Consider the following 14,547-nt stretch of genomic DNA (forward strand, 5'->3'; position numbering starts at 1 on the left):
GTGCGTTTTAAATCAGGCTTGTTAGCCATTTTAGGACGTCCCAATGTTGGGAAGTCAACTTTTTTAAATCATGTCATGGGGCAAAAGATTGCCATCATGAGTGACAAGGCGCAGACAACGCGCAACAAAATCATGGGAATTTACACGACTGATAAGGAGCAAATTGTCTTTATCGACACACCAGGGATTCACAAACCTAAAACAGCTCTCGGAGATTTCATGGTCGAATCTGCCTATAGTACCCTTCGTGAAGTGGATACCGTCCTTTTTATGGTACCTGCTGATGAGGCGCGTGGTAAGGGCGACGATATGATTATCGAGCGTCTCAAGGCTGCTAAGGTTCCTGTTATTCTGGTGGTGAACAAGATTGATAAGGTTCACCCAGACCAGCTTTTATCTCAGATTGATGACTTCCGAAATCAGATGGACTTCAAGGAAATTGTTCCAATCTCAGCTCTTCAGGGAAATAACGTCTCTCGTCTAGTGGATATTTTGAGTGAAAATCTAGATGAAGGTTTCCAATATTTCCCGTCTGATCAAATCACAGACCATCCAGAACGATTCTTGGTTTCAGAAATGGTTCGCGAGAAAGTCTTGCACCTAACTCGTGAAGAGATTCCGCATTCTGTTGCAGTAGTAGTGGATTCTATGAAACGAGATGAAGAGACAGACAAGGTTCATATCCGTGCAACCATCATGGTCGAGCGCGATAGCCAAAAAGGGATTATCATCGGTAAAGGTGGCGCTATGCTTAAGAAAATTGGTAGCATGGCCCGTCGTGATATCGAACTCATGCTAGGAGACAAGGTCTTCCTAGAAACCTGGGTCAAGGTCAAGAAAAACTGGCGAGATAAAAAGCTAGATTTGGCTGACTTTGGCTATAATGAAAAAGAATACTAAGTAGAGGTGGGCTCATGCCTGCTTCTTGTTTTTACAGAAGGAGGACTTATGCCGGAATTACCTGAGGTTGAAACCGTTCGACGTGGTTTGGAAAAATTGATTTTGGGAAAGAAGATTTCGAGTGTAGAAATTCGCTATCCCAAGATGATTAAGACGGATTTGGACGAGTTTCGAAAGGAAGTGCCTGGTCAAGTTGTTGAGTCAATGGGACGTCGTGGTAAATATTTACTTTTCTACCTGACAGACAAGGTCTTGATTTCCCATTTGCGGATGGAGGGCAAGTATTTTTACTATCCAGACAAAGTACCTGAACGCAAGCATGCCCATGTTTTCTTTCAGTTTGAAGATGGTGGCACGCTTGTTTATGAGGATGTACGCAAGTTTGGTACTATGGAACTCTTGGCGCCTGACCTTTTGGAAGCCTACTTTATTTCTAAAAAACTAGGGCCTGAACCAAGCGAACAAGACTTTGATTTGCAGAACTTTCAAGCTGCCCTTGCCAAGTCCAAAAAGCCTATCAAATCCCATCTCCTAGACCAGACCTTGGTAGCTGGACTAGGCAATATCTATGTGGATGAGGTTCTCTGGCGAGCTCAGCTTCATCCAGCTAGACCTTCCCAGACTTTGACAGTAGCAGAAGCGACTGCCATTCATGACCAGACCATTGCTGTATTGGGACAGGCTGTTGAAAAAGGTGGTTCCACCATCCGAACTTATACCAATGCCTTTGGGGAAGATGGGACCATGCAGGATTTTCATCAAGTCTATGACAAGGCTGGTCAAGAATGTTCACGTTGTGGCACCATCATTGAGAAAATCCAACTAGGCGGACGTGGAACTCACTTTTGTCCTCAGTGCCAAAGGAGGGGCTGATGGGAAAAATCATCGGAATCACTGGGGGAATTGCCTCTGGTAAGTCAACCGTGACAAATTTTCTAAGAAAGCAAGGCTTTCAAGTAGTGGATGCCGACGCAGTCGTCCACCAACTACAGAAACCTGGTGGTCGTCTGTTTGAGGCTCTAGTACAGCACTTTGGGCAAGAAATTATATTAGAAAACGGAGAACTCAATCGCCCTATCCTAGCTAGTCTTATCTTTTCAAATCCTGAAGAGCGAGAATGGTCTAGGATAACTCAAGGAGAGATTATCCGTGAGGAACTAGCTACGTTGAGAGACCAGTTGGCTCAGACAGAAGAGATTTTCTTCATGGATATTCCCTTGCTTTTTGAACAAGACTATGCCTCTTGGTTTGATGAGACTTGGTTGGTCTATGTGGACCGAGATATCCAAGTGGAACGCTTAATGAAAAGGGACCGCTTGTCCAAAGATGAAGCCGAGTTTCGTCTGGCAGCCCAGTGGCCTTTAGAGAAAAAGAAAGATTTGGCCAGCCATGTTTTAAACAACAATGGCAATCAGGACCAGCTTCTTACTCAGGTGTTCTCCCTGCTTGAGGGAGGTAGCGAAGATGACAGAGATTAACTGGAAGGATAATCTGCGCATTGCCTGGTTTGGTAATTTTCTGACAGGAGCCAGTATTTCTTTGGTTGTGCCTTTTATGCCCATCTTTGTGGAAAATCTAGGTGTAGGAAGTGATCAAGCTGCTTTTTATGCAGGTTTAGCTATTTCTGTCTCTGCCATTTCTGCAGCACTTTTCTCTCCTATCTGGGGCATCCTTGCTGACAAATACGGTCGAAAGCCCATGATGATTCGGGCTGGCCTTGCCATGACTATCACTATGGGAGGTTTGGCCTTTGTGCCAAATATCTATTGGTTGATTTTTCTTCGTTTACTAAATGGTGTATTTGCGGGATTTGTTCCTAATGCCACAGCCTTGATAGCCAGTCAGGTTCCCAAGGAGAAATCAGGCTCTGCCTTAGGCACTTTGTCTACAGGTGTAGTTGCAGGTACTCTAACTGGTCCCTTTATTGGTGGCTTTATCGCAGAATTATTTGGAATTCGTACGGTTTTCTTACTGGTTGGTAGTTTTCTGTTTTTAGCTGCTATTTTGACTATTTGCTTTATCAAGGAAGAGTTTCAACCAGTAGCCAAGGAAAAGGCCATCCCAACAAAGGAATTATTTACATCAGTTAAATATCCCTATCTCTTGGTCAACCTCTTTCTGACCAGTTTTGTCATCCAATTTTCAGCCCAATCAATCGGCCCTATCTTAGCTCTGTATGTACGCGAATTAGGCCAAACAGAGAATCTTCTTTTTGTCTCTGGTTTGATTGTGTCCAGTATGGGCTTTTCCAGCATGATAAGTGCAGGAGTCATGGGCAAGTTAGGTGACAAGGTGGGCAATCATCGTCTCTTGGTTGTAGCCCAGTTTTATTCAGTTATCATCTATCTTCTCTGTGCTAATGCTTCTAGCCCCCTTCAACTAGGCCTCTATCGTTTCCTCTTTGGATTGGGAACCGGTGCCTTGATTCCCGGAGTTAATGCCCTTCTCAGCAAGATAACGCCCAAAGCTGGTATTTCGAGGGTCTTTGCCTTCAATCAGGTATTCTTTTATCTGGGAGGTGTCGTTGGGCCTATGGCAGGTTCTGCAGTAGCAGGTCAATTTGGCTACCATGCAGTCTTTTATGCGACAAGCCTTTGTGTTGCCTTTAGTTGTCTCTTTAACCTGCTTCAATTTCGAACATTATTAAAAGTAAAGGAAATCTAGTGCGAGTAAAAATTAATCTCAAATGCTCCTCTTGTGGCAGTATCAATTACCTAACTAGTAAAAATTCAAAAACCCATCCAGACAAGATTGAGGTTTTAAAGTATTGTCCCAAGGAAAGAAAAGTAACCCTACATCTTGAATCTAAGTAGATTTTATGGTAAAATAATAGGGATTTTAAGGAGTTTGATATGTATAACCTATTATTAACCATTTTATTAGTATTATCTGTTGTGATTGTGATTGCGATTTTCATGCAACCAACCAAAAACCAATCCAGCAATGTATTTGATGCCAGCTCAGGTGATTTGTTTGAACGCAGTAAAGCACGCGGTTTTGAAGCTGTAATGCAGCGTTTGACAGGGATTTTAGTCTTTTTCTGGCTAGCCATTGCCTTAGCATTGACGGTATTATCAAGTAGATAAGAAAATAATGGGCAGGACTAGGTCTTTGCCTCTTTTTATTTTTAAAGGATGTTTGAGAAGGTTTTACAGTAAAAGAAAATAAAAAATCTAGAAAGAAAATATGAAAGATAGAATAAAAGAATATTTACAAGACAAGGGAAAGGTGACTGTTAATGACCTGGCTCAGGCTTTGGGAAAAGACGGTTCCAAGGATTTTCGTGAGTTGATTAAAACCTTGTCCCTAATGGAAAGAAAGCACCAGATACGCTTTGAAGAAGATGGCAGTCTGACCTTGGAAGTTAAGAAAAAACATGAGATTACCCTCAAGGGGATTTTTCATGCCCATAAAAATGGCTTTGGTTTTGTTAGTCTGGAAGGGGAAGAGGACGACCTTTTTGTAGGAAAGAACGATGTTAACTACGCTATTGATGGTGATACCGTTGAGGTCGTCATCAAAAAAGTCGCTGACCGTAACAAGGGAACAGCAGCGGAAGCAAAAATTATTGATATCCTAGAACACAGTTTGACAACCGTTGTTGGACAAATCGTTCTGGATCAGGAAAAACCTAAGTATGCGGGTTACATCCGTTCGAAAAACCAGAAAATCAGTCAACCCATCTATGTTAAGAAACCAGCCCTTAAACTCGAGGGAACCGAAGTTCTCAAGGTCTTTATCGATAAATACCCAAGCAAGAAACATGATTTCTTTGTTGCGAGTGTTCTCGATGTGGTGGGGCATTCAACGGATGTCGGAATTGATGTCCTTGAGATTTTGGAGTCTATGGACATTATATCAGAGTTTCCAGATGCTGTTGTCAAGGAAGCTGAAAGTGTGCCGGATGTTCCGTCTCAAAAGGATATGGAAGGTCGTTTGGATTTAAGAGATGAGATTACCTTTACTATTGACGGTGCTGATGCCAAGGACTTGGACGATGCGGTACATATCAAGGAATTGAAAAATGGCAATCTGGAGCTAGGTGTTCACATCGCAGACGTTTCCTACTATGTGACTGAGGGTTCTGCCCTTGATAAGGAAGCCCTTAACCGTGCGACTTCTGTCTATGTGACAGACCGAGTGGTGCCAATGCTTCCAGAGCGTTTGTCAAATGGCATCTGCTCTCTCAATCCTCAAGTTGATCGCTTGACCCAGTCTGCCATTATGGAGATTGATAAACATGGTCGTGTGGTCAACTACACCATCACACAAACAGTTATCAAGACCAGTTTTCGTATGACCTATAGCGATGTCAATGATATCCTAGCTGGCGACGAGGAGAAGAGACAAGAATATCAGAAAATTGTTCCAAGTATCGAACTCATGGCCAAGCTCCATGAAATTTTAGAAAACATGCGTGTGAAACGTGGAGCCCTCAATTTCGACACCAATGAAGCCAAGATTTTAGTGGATAAACAAGGTAAGCCTGTTGATATCGTTCTTCGTCAGCGTGGTGTTGCCGAGCGCATGATTGAGTCCTTTATGTTGATGGCCAACGAAACAGTTGCCGAGCATTTCAGCAAGTTGGATTTGCCTTTCATCTATCGAATTCACGAGGAGCCTAAGGCTGAAAAGGTTCAGAAGTTTATTGATTATGCTTCAAGTTTTGGATTGCGCATTTATGGGACTGCTAGTGAGATTAGCCAGGAGGCACTTCAAGACATCATGCGTACTGTTGAGGGAGAACCTTATGCAGATGTATTGTCCATGATGCTTCTCCGTTCCATGCAACAGGCCCGCTATTCGGAGCACAATCACGGCCATTATGGATTAGCGGCTGACTATTATACTCACTTTACTAGTCCGATTCGTCGTTATCCAGACCTTCTTGTTCATCGAATGATTCGTGATTATGGCCGTTCTAAGGAAATAGCAGAGCATTTTGAACAAGTGATTCCAGAGATTGCGACCCAGTCTTCCAACCGTGAACGTCGTGCTATTGAGGCTGAGCGTGAAGTCGAAGCTATGAAAAAGGCTGAGTACATGGAAGAATACGTGGGTGAAGAGTACGATGCGGTTGTGTCTAGCATCGTCAAATTTGGTCTCTTTGTTGAATTGCCAAACACGGTTGAAGGCTTGATTCATATCACTAATTTACCTGAATTTTATCATTTTAATGAACGTGATTTAACCCTTCGTGGGGAAAAGTCAGGAACAACCTTCCGTGTAGGTCAGCAGATTCGTATTCGGGTTGAAAGAGCTGACAAGATGACGGGTGAGATTGATTTCTCTTACATTCCAAGTGAATTTGATGTGATTGAAAAAGGCTTGAAACAGTTTAGTCACAATGATAGAGGGCGTGGTTCAAGTCGTCGTTCAGATAAGAAGGAAGACAAGAGAAAATCAGGTCGCTCAAATGATAAACGCAAGCATTCACAAAAAGACAAGAAGAAAAAAGGCAAGAAACCTTTTTATAAGGAAGTAGCTAAGAAAGGAGCCAAGCATGGCAAAGGGCGAGGGAAAGGTCGTCGCACAAAATAAAAAGGCGCACCACGACTATACAATCGTAGATACGCTAGAGGCAGGAATGGTCCTGACTGGAACTGAAATCAAGAGCGTTCGAGCAGCTCGAATCAATCTTAAGGACGGCTTTGCCCAAGTAAAAAATGGGGAAGTCTGGTTGAGTAATGTTCATATCGCGCCTTACGAAGAGGGCAATATCTGGAACCAGGAACCAGAACGTCGCCGCAAACTCCTACTCCATAAGAAGCAAATCCAAAAATTGGAACAAGAGACTAAAGGAACAGGAATGACGCTGGTTCCTCTTAAGGTCTATATCAAAGATGGCTACGCTAAACTCCTTTTAGGACTTGCTAAAGGGAAACATGACTATGATAAGAGAGAGTCTATCAAACGTCGTGAACAAAACCGCGATATCGCGCGTGTCATGAAAGCTGTCAACCAGCGATAAAAAGAGGAATGAAAATGGAAAAACTAGTTGCCTATAAACGTATGCCACTGTGGAATAAACAAACAATGCCTGAAGCTGTCCAGCAGAAACACAATACCAAGGTCGGGACTTGGGGAAAGATTACTGTTGTAAAAGGAGCTCTCAAGTTTATTGAGTTGACTGAAGATGGTGAGGTTCTAGCTGAACACCTCTTTAAAGCAGGTGCAGACAATCCCATGGCGCAACCTCAAGCCTGGCACCGAGTGGAGGCTGCCACAGACGATGTGGAATGGTACTTGGAATTTTATTGTAAACCTGAGGATTATTTCCCTAAGAAATATAATACTAATCCTGTTCATTCAGAAGTTCTAGAGGCTATGCAAACGGTGAAACCGGGTAAAGCCTTGGATTTGGGCTGTGGTCAGGGGCGTAATTCCCTCTTTTTAGCCCAGCAAGGCTTTGATGTGACAGCTGTAGATCAAAATGAATTGGCCCTTGAAATCTTGCAAAGCATTGTGGAGCAAGAGGACCTAGACATGCCTGTTGGTCTTTACGATATCAATTCAGCCAGCATTGGGAAAGAGTATGATTTTATCGTTTCGACGGTTGTTCTCATGTTTCTGCAAGCGGACCGGATTCCAGATATCATTAAAAACATGCAGGAGAAAACCAGTGTTGGTGGTTACAATCTAATCGTTTGTGCCATGGACACGGAGGATTATCCTTGCTCAGTGAACTTCCCATTCACATTTAAAGAAGGAGAACTGGCAGACTATTACAAGGACTGGGAATTGGTTAAGTACAATGAAAATCCAGGACATCTGCACCGTCGCGATGAGAATGGAAATCGTATTCAACTACGCTTTGCGACCATGCTAGCTAAGAAAATCAAATAAACACACATGAAGATTAGGAATTTTTCTGATCTTTTTTCTTTTTTACGAATAATATAGAAAAGGAGGGAAATCATGTTTGTTGCGAGAGATGCTAGGGGAGAGTTGGTAAATGTATTAGAGGATAAGCTTGAGAAGCAAGCATACACCTGCCCGGCTTGTGGAGGTCAGCTCCGTTTGCGTCAAGGTTCAAGTGTACGGACCCATTTTGCCCATAAATCCTTAAAAGACTGTGAATATTCCTTTGAAAATGAAAGTCCAGAACACTTAGCCAATAAGGAATCTCTCTATCAGTGGTTGAAAAAAGAGTCAGATGTTCAATTAGAATACCCCCTTCCAGAGCTTAAACAGATTGCGGATGTATTTGTAAATGGCAATCTAGCTTTAGAGGTTCAGTGTAGCACCTTACCACAAAAACTTCTTAAAGAGCGCAGTGAGGGCTATCGTAGTCAGGGTTACCAAGTACTATGGTTGCTGGGGGAAAAACTTTGGCTCAAGGAGCGTTTGACCCGTCTGCAAGAAGGTTTTCTTTATTTCAGTCAAAACATGGGCTTTTATGTTTGGGAATTAGACAAAGAAAAACAAGTTTTAAGACTCAAATACCTGATTCATCAAGACCTCCGCGGGAAACTCCATTATCAAATCAAAGAGTTTCCCTATGGTCAAGCTAGTTTATTGGAAATATTGCGTTTCCCCTATAAGAAACAAAAAATCTCTTATTTTACAGTTTCTCAGGACAAGGCCATCTGTTGCTATATCCGGAAACAACTGTTTTATCAAAATCCTTTTTGGATGAAAGAACAAGCAGAAGCCTATCAGAAGGGAGAAAATCTCCTGACTTATGGCTTAAAAGAATGGTATCCACAAATTCGACCACTAGTAGGTGATTTTTGCCAAATTGAGCAAGATTTGACTCGCTATTATCAGTATTTTCAAACCTATTACCAAAAAAATCCTCAAAATGATTGGCAAAAGCTTTACCCACCAGCCTTTTATCAGCAATATTTCTTGAAAAATATGGTAGAATAGAAAGGATGGAGGAATCTAATGGTATTACAAAGACATGAAATAAATGAAAAAGATACATGGGATCTATCAACGATTTACCCAACTGACAAAGCTTGGGAAGAAGCCTTAAAAGAGTTAACAGAAAAATTGGAGACAGTAGCCCAGTATGAAGGCCATCTCTTGGATAGTGCGGATAGCCTACTTGAAATCACTGAATTTTCTCTTGAGATGGAACGCCAAATGGAGAAGCTTTACGTTTATGCTCATATGAAAAATGATCAGGACACTCGTGAAGCCAAGTATCAAGAGTACTATGCCAAGGCAATTACTCTATACAGCCAGCTGGACCAAGCCTTTTCATTCTATGAGCCTGAATTTATGGAAATTAGTGAAAAGCAGTATGCTGACTTTTTAGAGGCTCAACCAAAATTGCAGGTTTATCAACACTATTTTGACAAACTTTTACAAGGAAAAGACCACGTTTTGTCACAACGTGAAGAAGAACTATTGGCTGGAGCTGGAGAAATCTTTGGTTCGGCAAGTGAAACCTTCGCTATCTTGGACAATGCGGATATTGTTTTCCCTTATGTTCTTGGCGATGATGGTAAGGAAGTTCAGCTATCTCATGGAACTTACACACGTTTGATGGAGTCTAAAAATCGTGAGGTTCGCTGTGGTGCCTATCAAGCCCTTTATGCGACTTATCAACAATTCCAACACACCTATGCTAAAACCTTGCAAACCAATGTTAAGGTGCAAAACTACCGAGCAAAAGTTCGCAACTACAAGAGTGCTCGTCATGCAGCCCTAGCGGCCAATTTTGTTCCAGAGAGTGTTTATGACAATTTGGTAGCAGCAGTTCGCAAGCATTTGCCACTCTTGCATCGTTACCTAGAGCTTCGTTCAAAGATTTTGGGGATTTCAGACCTCAAGATGTACGATGTCTACACACCGCTTTCGTCTGTTGAATACAGTTTTACCTACCAAGAAGCCTTGAAAAAGGCAGAAGATGCCTTGGCAGTCTTGGGTGAAGATTATTTGAGCCGTGTTAAACGTGCCTTCAGTGAGCGTTGGATTGATGTTTACGAAAACCAAGGTAAGCGTTCAGGTGCCTACTCTGGTGGTTCTTACGATACAAATGCCTTTATGCTTCTTAACTGGCAGGACAATCTAGACAATCTCTTTACCCTTGTCCATGAAACAGGTCACAGTATGCACTCAAGCTATACTCGTGAAACGCAGCCTTATGTTTACGGAGATTATTCTATCTTCTTGGCTGAGATTGCTTCAACAACAAACGAAAATATCTTGACGGAGAAATTGTTGGAAGAAGTGGAAGATGACGCAACGCGCTTTGCTATCCTCAATAACTTCCTAGATGGTTTCCGTGGAACAGTCTTCCGCCAAACTCAATTTGCTGAGTTTGAACACGCTATCCACCAAGCGGATCAAAATGGGGAAGTCTTGACAAGTGATTTCCTAAATAAACTCTACGCAGACTTGAACCAAGAGTATTATGGATTGAGCAAGGAAGATAATCCTGAAATCCAATACGAGTGGGCACGCATTCCACACTTCTACTATAACTACTATGTATATCAATATTCAACAGGTTTTGCAGCAGCCTCAGCCTTGGCTGAAAAGATTGTTCATGGTAGTCAAGAAGACCGTGACCGTTATATCGACTACCTCAAGGCAGGGAAGTCTGATTATCCACTCAATGTCATGAGAAAAGCTGGTGTTGATATGGAGAAGGAAGACTACCTCAACGATGCCTTTGCAGTCTTTGAACGCCGTTTAAATGAGTTTGAAGCTCTTGTTGAAAAATTGGGATTGGCATAAAATGGTTGAATCGTATAGTAAAAATGCCAACCATAACATGCGTCGTCCTGTTGTCAAAGAAGAAATTGTAGACTTGATGCGCCAGCGTCAAAAGCAAGTTACAGGCTCTTTGAAAGAATTGGAAGACTTTGCTCGCAAGGAAAATATTCCCATCATTCCTCATGAAACGGTTGCTTATTTCCGTTTTCTCATGGAAACAATGCAACCTAAAAACATTCTGGAAATTGGGACAGCTATCGGGTTTTCAGCCCTCTTGATGGCAGAACATGCACCAAATGCCAAGATTACAACCATTGACCGAAATCCAGAAATGATTGGTTTTGCCAAGGAAAATTTTGCCCAGTTTGACAGTCGTAAGCAAATCACGCTTATAGAAGGAGATGCGGTAGATGTCTTATCTACCTTGACAGAGTCTTATGATTTCGTCTTTATGGATTCTGCCAAGTCTAAATACATCGTCTTTCTGCCAGAAATCCTCAAACATTTGGAAGTCGGTGGTGTGGTTGTCTTGGATGATATTTTTCAAGGTGGTGATGTTGCCAAGGACATTATGGAAGTCCGTCGTGGTCAGCGAACCATTTATCGAGGCCTTCAAAGACTATTTGACGCAACATTAGACAATCCAGGACTCACCGCAACATTAGTACCTCTGGGTGACGGCATTCTCATGCTTCGTAAAAATGTAGCAGATGTTCAATTGCCTGACAGCGAATGATTTCAGAAAAATTTAAGAAAATATAGTAAAATAGATAGGGTAATACTTATCTCAAAGGAGTAGACATGAAAAAAAAATTATTGGCAGGTGCCATTACACTATTATCAGTAGCAACTTTAGCAGCTTGTTCTAAAGGTTCAGAAGGAGCAGACCTTATCAGCATGAAAGGGGATGTCATCACAGAACATCAATTTTATGAGCAAGTAAAAATCAATCCTTCAGCCCAACAAGTCTTGTTGAACTTGACTATTCAAAAAGTATTTGAGAAGCAATATGGCTCAGAAGTAGATGACAAAGAAATCGATGATATCATTTCTGGAGAAGAAAAACAATATGGTGAGAATTACCAACGTGTCTTATCACAATCAGGTATGACTCTTGAAACACGTAAAGCACAAATTCGTACAAGTAAATTAGTTGAATTTGCAGTTAAAAAGGCTGCAGAAGCTGAATTAACTGATGAAGCATATAAGAAAGCATTTGAGAGCTATACTCCGGACGTAACTGCTCAAATTATTCGTCTTGATAATGAGGATAAAGCGAAAGAAGTCCTCGAAAAAGCCAAGGCAAGTGGCGCAGATTTCGCTCAATTAGCTAAAGATAACTCAACTGATGAGAAAACCAAAGCGAACGGTGGTGAAATTACTTTTGATTCAGCTTCAACAGAGGTACCAGATCAAGTTAAGAAAGCAGCTTTTGCCTTGGATGTTAATGGTATTTCTGATGTCATTACAGCTACTGGTACTCAAGCATACAGCAGTCAATATTACATTGTAAAACTCATTAAGAAAACAGAAAAGTCATCTAATATCGATGACTACAAAGAAAAATTGAAAACTGTTATCTTGACTCAAAAACAAAATGACGCATCATTTGTTCAAAGCATTATCGGAAAAGAATTGCAAGCAGCCAACATCAAGGTTAAAGACCAAGCCTTCCAAAATATCTTTACTCAATACATCGGTGGTGGAGATTCAAGCTCAAGCAGTTCTTCAAAAGAATAAAACAGAAAAGAGCCAAGTGCTCTTTTTCTTATGAGAAAATCTTCTATCTTGAGGGTAAGAGTTTTTTTCTTTCGGAAAAAATGGTATAATAGCAATCAAAACTAGAAAATAAACGGAATTTGGGAATAATTTCTTTTGTTCTCATTAGATTGGTGATACTATGAAGATTAGTAAGAGGCACCTGTTAAACTATTCTATTCTAGTTCCTTACTTGCTTTTATCTATTTTGGGCTTGATTGTAGTTTATTCTACAACCAGTGCCATTCTTATCGAAGAAGGTAAAAGTGCCCTCCAATTGGTTCGAAGTCAGGGAATGTTTTGGATACTTAGTTTAATATTGATTGCCTTGATATATAAGCTGAAACTGAATTTTTTAAGAAAAGAACGACTCTTATTTATTGTTATGTTTGTTGAGCTGATTCTTTTAGCTCTGGCTCGGATAATTGGTACGCCAGTCAATGGAGCCTATGGTTGGATTTCAGTAGGACCTTTGACCATTCAGCCAGCAGAGTATTTGAAGATTATCATCGTCTGGTACTTGGCCCAACGTTTTTCAAAACAACAGGATGAAATTGGGATTTACGATTTTCAAGTTTTAACTCAAAATCAATGGATTCCTCGTGCTTTTAATGATTGGCGCTTCGTCCTACTAGTAATGATAGGAAGTTTAGCTATTTTCCCAGATTTGGGGAATGCTACCATCCTAGTTCTTGTCGCCTTGATTATGTATACAGTTAGTGGAATTGCTCATCGTTGGTTTATAGTCTTTATCGGTGTATTATTTGGAGTTTCAGCCCTATCCTTATCAGCTATCTCTATGATCGGGGTTGATAAGTTTTCAAAAGTTCCAGTATTTGGTTACGTTGCTAAGCGTTTCAGTGCCTACTTTAATCCCTTTGCCGATTTGGCAGGGTCAGGCCACCAACTTGCAAATTCCTACTTTGCCATGGTAAATGGTGGGTGGTTTGGTCTAGGCTTAGGAAATTCAATCGAAAAACGTGGTTATTTACCAGAGGCCCATACAGACTTTGTATTTTCAATTGTTATTGAAGAGTTTGGATTTGTGGGAGCCAGCTTGATTTTAGCCCTTGTCTTTTTCCTGATTTTACGAATTATCCTAGTCGGTATTCGTGCTAAGAATCCCTTTAATTCCATGATGGCTATTGGGGTTGGGGGGATGATGCTGGTACAGGTATTTGTCAATATCGGTGGAATTTCTGGCATTATTCCTTCGACAGGAGTAACCTTCCCCTTCTTATCACAAGGAGGGAATAGTCTTCTGGTCTTGTCTGTAGCCATCGCCTTTGTCTTAAATATTGATGCAAGTGAAAAACGTGCCCAATTGTATGAGGAGTTAGAAGCTCACTCATCAAACTATATGTAGAGCTGAGAGTGGAAAGGATTACCTATGTCTCTTCAAAAATTAGAAAACTATAGTAATAAAGCTGTCGTGCAAGAAGAAGTATTGATTTTAACAGAATTGTTAGAAGATATCACTAAAAATATGCTTGCCCCAGAGACTTTTGAAAAAATCATGGAGTTGAAAGAATTATCAACTCAAGAAGATTATCAAGGCTTGAACCAATTGGTTACTAGTCTGACAAATGATGAAATGGCATATATTTCACGTTATTTCTCTATCTTGCCCCTCTTGATTAATATCTCAGAAGACGTTGATTTGGCCTATGAAATCAACCACCAAAATAATATCGATCAAGATTATCTTGGTAAATTGTCAGCAACTATCAAAATGGTTGCAGAAAAAGAAAATGCGGTTGAAATTCTAGAACACTTGAATGTTGTCCCTGTTTTGACTGCCCATCCAACACAAGTACAACGTAAGAGTATGTTGGATTTGACAAACCATATCCATACACTTTTGCGTAAGTACCGTGATGTGAAGTTAGGCTTGATTAATAAGGAAAAATGGCATAATGATCTCCGTCGTTACATTGAGATTATCATGCAAACAGACATGATTCGTGAAAAGAAATTGAAAGTAACCAATGAAATCACGAATGTTATGGAATACTACAATAGTTCATTCCTGAAGGCAGTTCCTCATTTGACTGCTGAGTACAAACGTCTGGCTAAAAAACATGGCTTGGAGTTGAAACATCCAAAACCAATTACCATGGGAATGTGGATTGGTGGAGACCGTGATGGGAATCCCTTTGTTACAGCAGATACTTTGAAGAAATCTGCCATGACCCAGTGTGAAGTCATCATGAACTA

General features: G+C 41.0%; 15 protein-coding genes. All 15 read left to right on the plus strand.

Going from position 1 to position 14,547, the window contains the following annotated elements; all coding sequences use genetic code 11:
* Complete coding sequence (gene era, locus QZ565_RS03820; protein WP_295525866.1) at positions 1–900, plus strand: GTPase Era; 900 nt, start codon at positions 1–3, stop codon at positions 898–900.
* 48 nt (positions 901–948) lie between these two features.
* Positions 949–1,773 (plus strand): DNA-formamidopyrimidine glycosylase, encoded by an 825-nt coding sequence (gene mutM / locus QZ565_RS03825; protein ID WP_049515193.1) that lies wholly within the window; start codon positions 949–951, stop codon positions 1,771–1,773.
* Positions 1,773–2,378, plus strand: coding sequence for a dephospho-CoA kinase (coaE, locus tag QZ565_RS03830; RefSeq protein ID WP_295525871.1), 606 nt, complete (start codon positions 1,773–1,775; stop codon positions 2,376–2,378). The genes mutM and coaE overlap by 1 nt, the downstream gene beginning before the upstream one ends.
* On the plus strand, positions 2,365–3,564 hold the full coding sequence (locus tag QZ565_RS03835) for a multidrug efflux MFS transporter (protein ID WP_268707304.1): 1,200 nt from the start codon (positions 2,365–2,367) through the stop codon (positions 3,562–3,564). Before coaE ends, QZ565_RS03835 begins: the two co-directional genes overlap by 14 nt.
* The gene (gene rpmG / locus QZ565_RS03840) at positions 3,564–3,713 is read left to right on the plus strand and encodes a 50S ribosomal protein L33 (RefSeq protein ID WP_001809104.1); all 150 of its coding nucleotides are present in this window, start codon (positions 3,564–3,566) and stop codon (positions 3,711–3,713) included. The genes QZ565_RS03835 and rpmG overlap by 1 nt, the downstream gene beginning before the upstream one ends.
* Positions 3,714–3,752: 39 nt before the next feature.
* The gene (gene secG / locus QZ565_RS03845) at positions 3,753–3,986 is read left to right on the plus strand and encodes a preprotein translocase subunit SecG (protein WP_000282517.1); all 234 of its coding nucleotides are present in this window, start codon (positions 3,753–3,755) and stop codon (positions 3,984–3,986) included.
* A gap of 100 nt (positions 3,987–4,086) precedes the next feature.
* On the plus strand, positions 4,087–6,441 hold the full coding sequence (gene rnr / locus QZ565_RS03850) for a ribonuclease R (protein WP_295525877.1): 2,355 nt from the start codon (positions 4,087–4,089) through the stop codon (positions 6,439–6,441).
* On the plus strand, positions 6,404–6,871 hold the full coding sequence (smpB, locus tag QZ565_RS03855) for an SsrA-binding protein SmpB (RefSeq protein WP_001051742.1): 468 nt from the start codon (positions 6,404–6,406) through the stop codon (positions 6,869–6,871). Before rnr ends, smpB begins: the two co-directional genes overlap by 38 nt.
* A gap of 14 nt (positions 6,872–6,885) precedes the next feature.
* Complete coding sequence (gene tehB / locus QZ565_RS03860) at positions 6,886–7,746, plus strand: SAM-dependent methyltransferase TehB (RefSeq protein WP_295525881.1); 861 nt, start codon at positions 6,886–6,888, stop codon at positions 7,744–7,746.
* Positions 7,747–7,818: 72 nt separating this feature from the next.
* Positions 7,819–8,772 carry a competence protein CoiA family protein gene (locus QZ565_RS03865; protein WP_295525884.1) on the plus strand — a complete coding sequence of 318 codons (954 nt, stop codon included), beginning with the start codon at positions 7,819–7,821 and terminating at the stop codon, positions 8,770–8,772.
* Positions 8,773–8,790: 18 nt separating this feature from the next.
* The gene (pepF, locus tag QZ565_RS03870; protein WP_295525887.1) at positions 8,791–10,593 is read left to right on the plus strand and encodes an oligoendopeptidase F; all 1,803 of its coding nucleotides are present in this window, start codon (positions 8,791–8,793) and stop codon (positions 10,591–10,593) included.
* 1 nt (position 10,594) lies between these two features.
* Complete coding sequence (locus QZ565_RS03875; RefSeq protein ID WP_295525890.1) at positions 10,595–11,308, plus strand: O-methyltransferase; 714 nt, start codon at positions 10,595–10,597, stop codon at positions 11,306–11,308.
* A 65-nt stretch (positions 11,309–11,373) separates the two neighbouring features.
* Positions 11,374–12,312: a peptidylprolyl isomerase PrsA gene (gene prsA / locus QZ565_RS03880; protein WP_295525892.1), complete on the plus strand. Its 939-nt coding sequence runs from the start codon at positions 11,374–11,376 to the stop codon at positions 12,310–12,312.
* A 160-nt stretch (positions 12,313–12,472) separates the two neighbouring features.
* A complete protein-coding gene (locus QZ565_RS03885; RefSeq protein ID WP_295525895.1) occupies positions 12,473–13,696 on the plus strand; it encodes an FtsW/RodA/SpoVE family cell cycle protein in 1,224 nt (407 codons plus the stop codon).
* 24 nt (positions 13,697–13,720) lie between these two features.
* Positions 13,721–14,547 (plus strand): phosphoenolpyruvate carboxylase (locus QZ565_RS03890; protein ID WP_295525898.1); only part of this gene is annotated, 827 nt, incomplete at its 3' end.

The organism is uncultured Streptococcus sp., from assembly GCF_915066115.1.
Classification (GTDB): Bacteria; Bacillota; Bacilli; order Lactobacillales; family Streptococcaceae; genus Streptococcus.

Coding starts and splice junctions, on each gene's coding strand:
- QZ565_RS03835 (WP_268707304.1), top strand. CDS start 2,365: ATGACAGAGATTAACTGGAAGGATAATCTGCGCATTGCCTGGTTTGGT.
- rnr (WP_295525877.1), top strand. CDS start 4,087: ATGAAAGATAGAATAAAAGAATATTTACAAGACAAGGGAAAGGTGACT.
- smpB (WP_001051742.1), top strand. CDS start 6,404: ATGGCAAAGGGCGAGGGAAAGGTCGTCGCACAAAATAAAAAGGCGCAC.
- secG (WP_000282517.1), top strand. CDS start 3,753: ATGTATAACCTATTATTAACCATTTTATTAGTATTATCTGTTGTGATT.
- QZ565_RS03865 (WP_295525884.1), top strand. CDS start 7,819: ATGTTTGTTGCGAGAGATGCTAGGGGAGAGTTGGTAAATGTATTAGAG.
- QZ565_RS03885 (WP_295525895.1), top strand. CDS start 12,473: ATGAAGATTAGTAAGAGGCACCTGTTAAACTATTCTATTCTAGTTCCT.
- pepF (WP_295525887.1), top strand. CDS start 8,791: ATGGTATTACAAAGACATGAAATAAATGAAAAAGATACATGGGATCTA.
- QZ565_RS03875 (WP_295525890.1), top strand. CDS start 10,595: ATGGTTGAATCGTATAGTAAAAATGCCAACCATAACATGCGTCGTCCT.
- prsA (WP_295525892.1), top strand. CDS start 11,374: ATGAAAAAAAAATTATTGGCAGGTGCCATTACACTATTATCAGTAGCA.
- mutM (WP_049515193.1), top strand. CDS start 949: ATGCCGGAATTACCTGAGGTTGAAACCGTTCGACGTGGTTTGGAAAAA.
- coaE (WP_295525871.1), top strand. CDS start 1,773: ATGGGAAAAATCATCGGAATCACTGGGGGAATTGCCTCTGGTAAGTCA.
- tehB (WP_295525881.1), top strand. CDS start 6,886: ATGGAAAAACTAGTTGCCTATAAACGTATGCCACTGTGGAATAAACAA.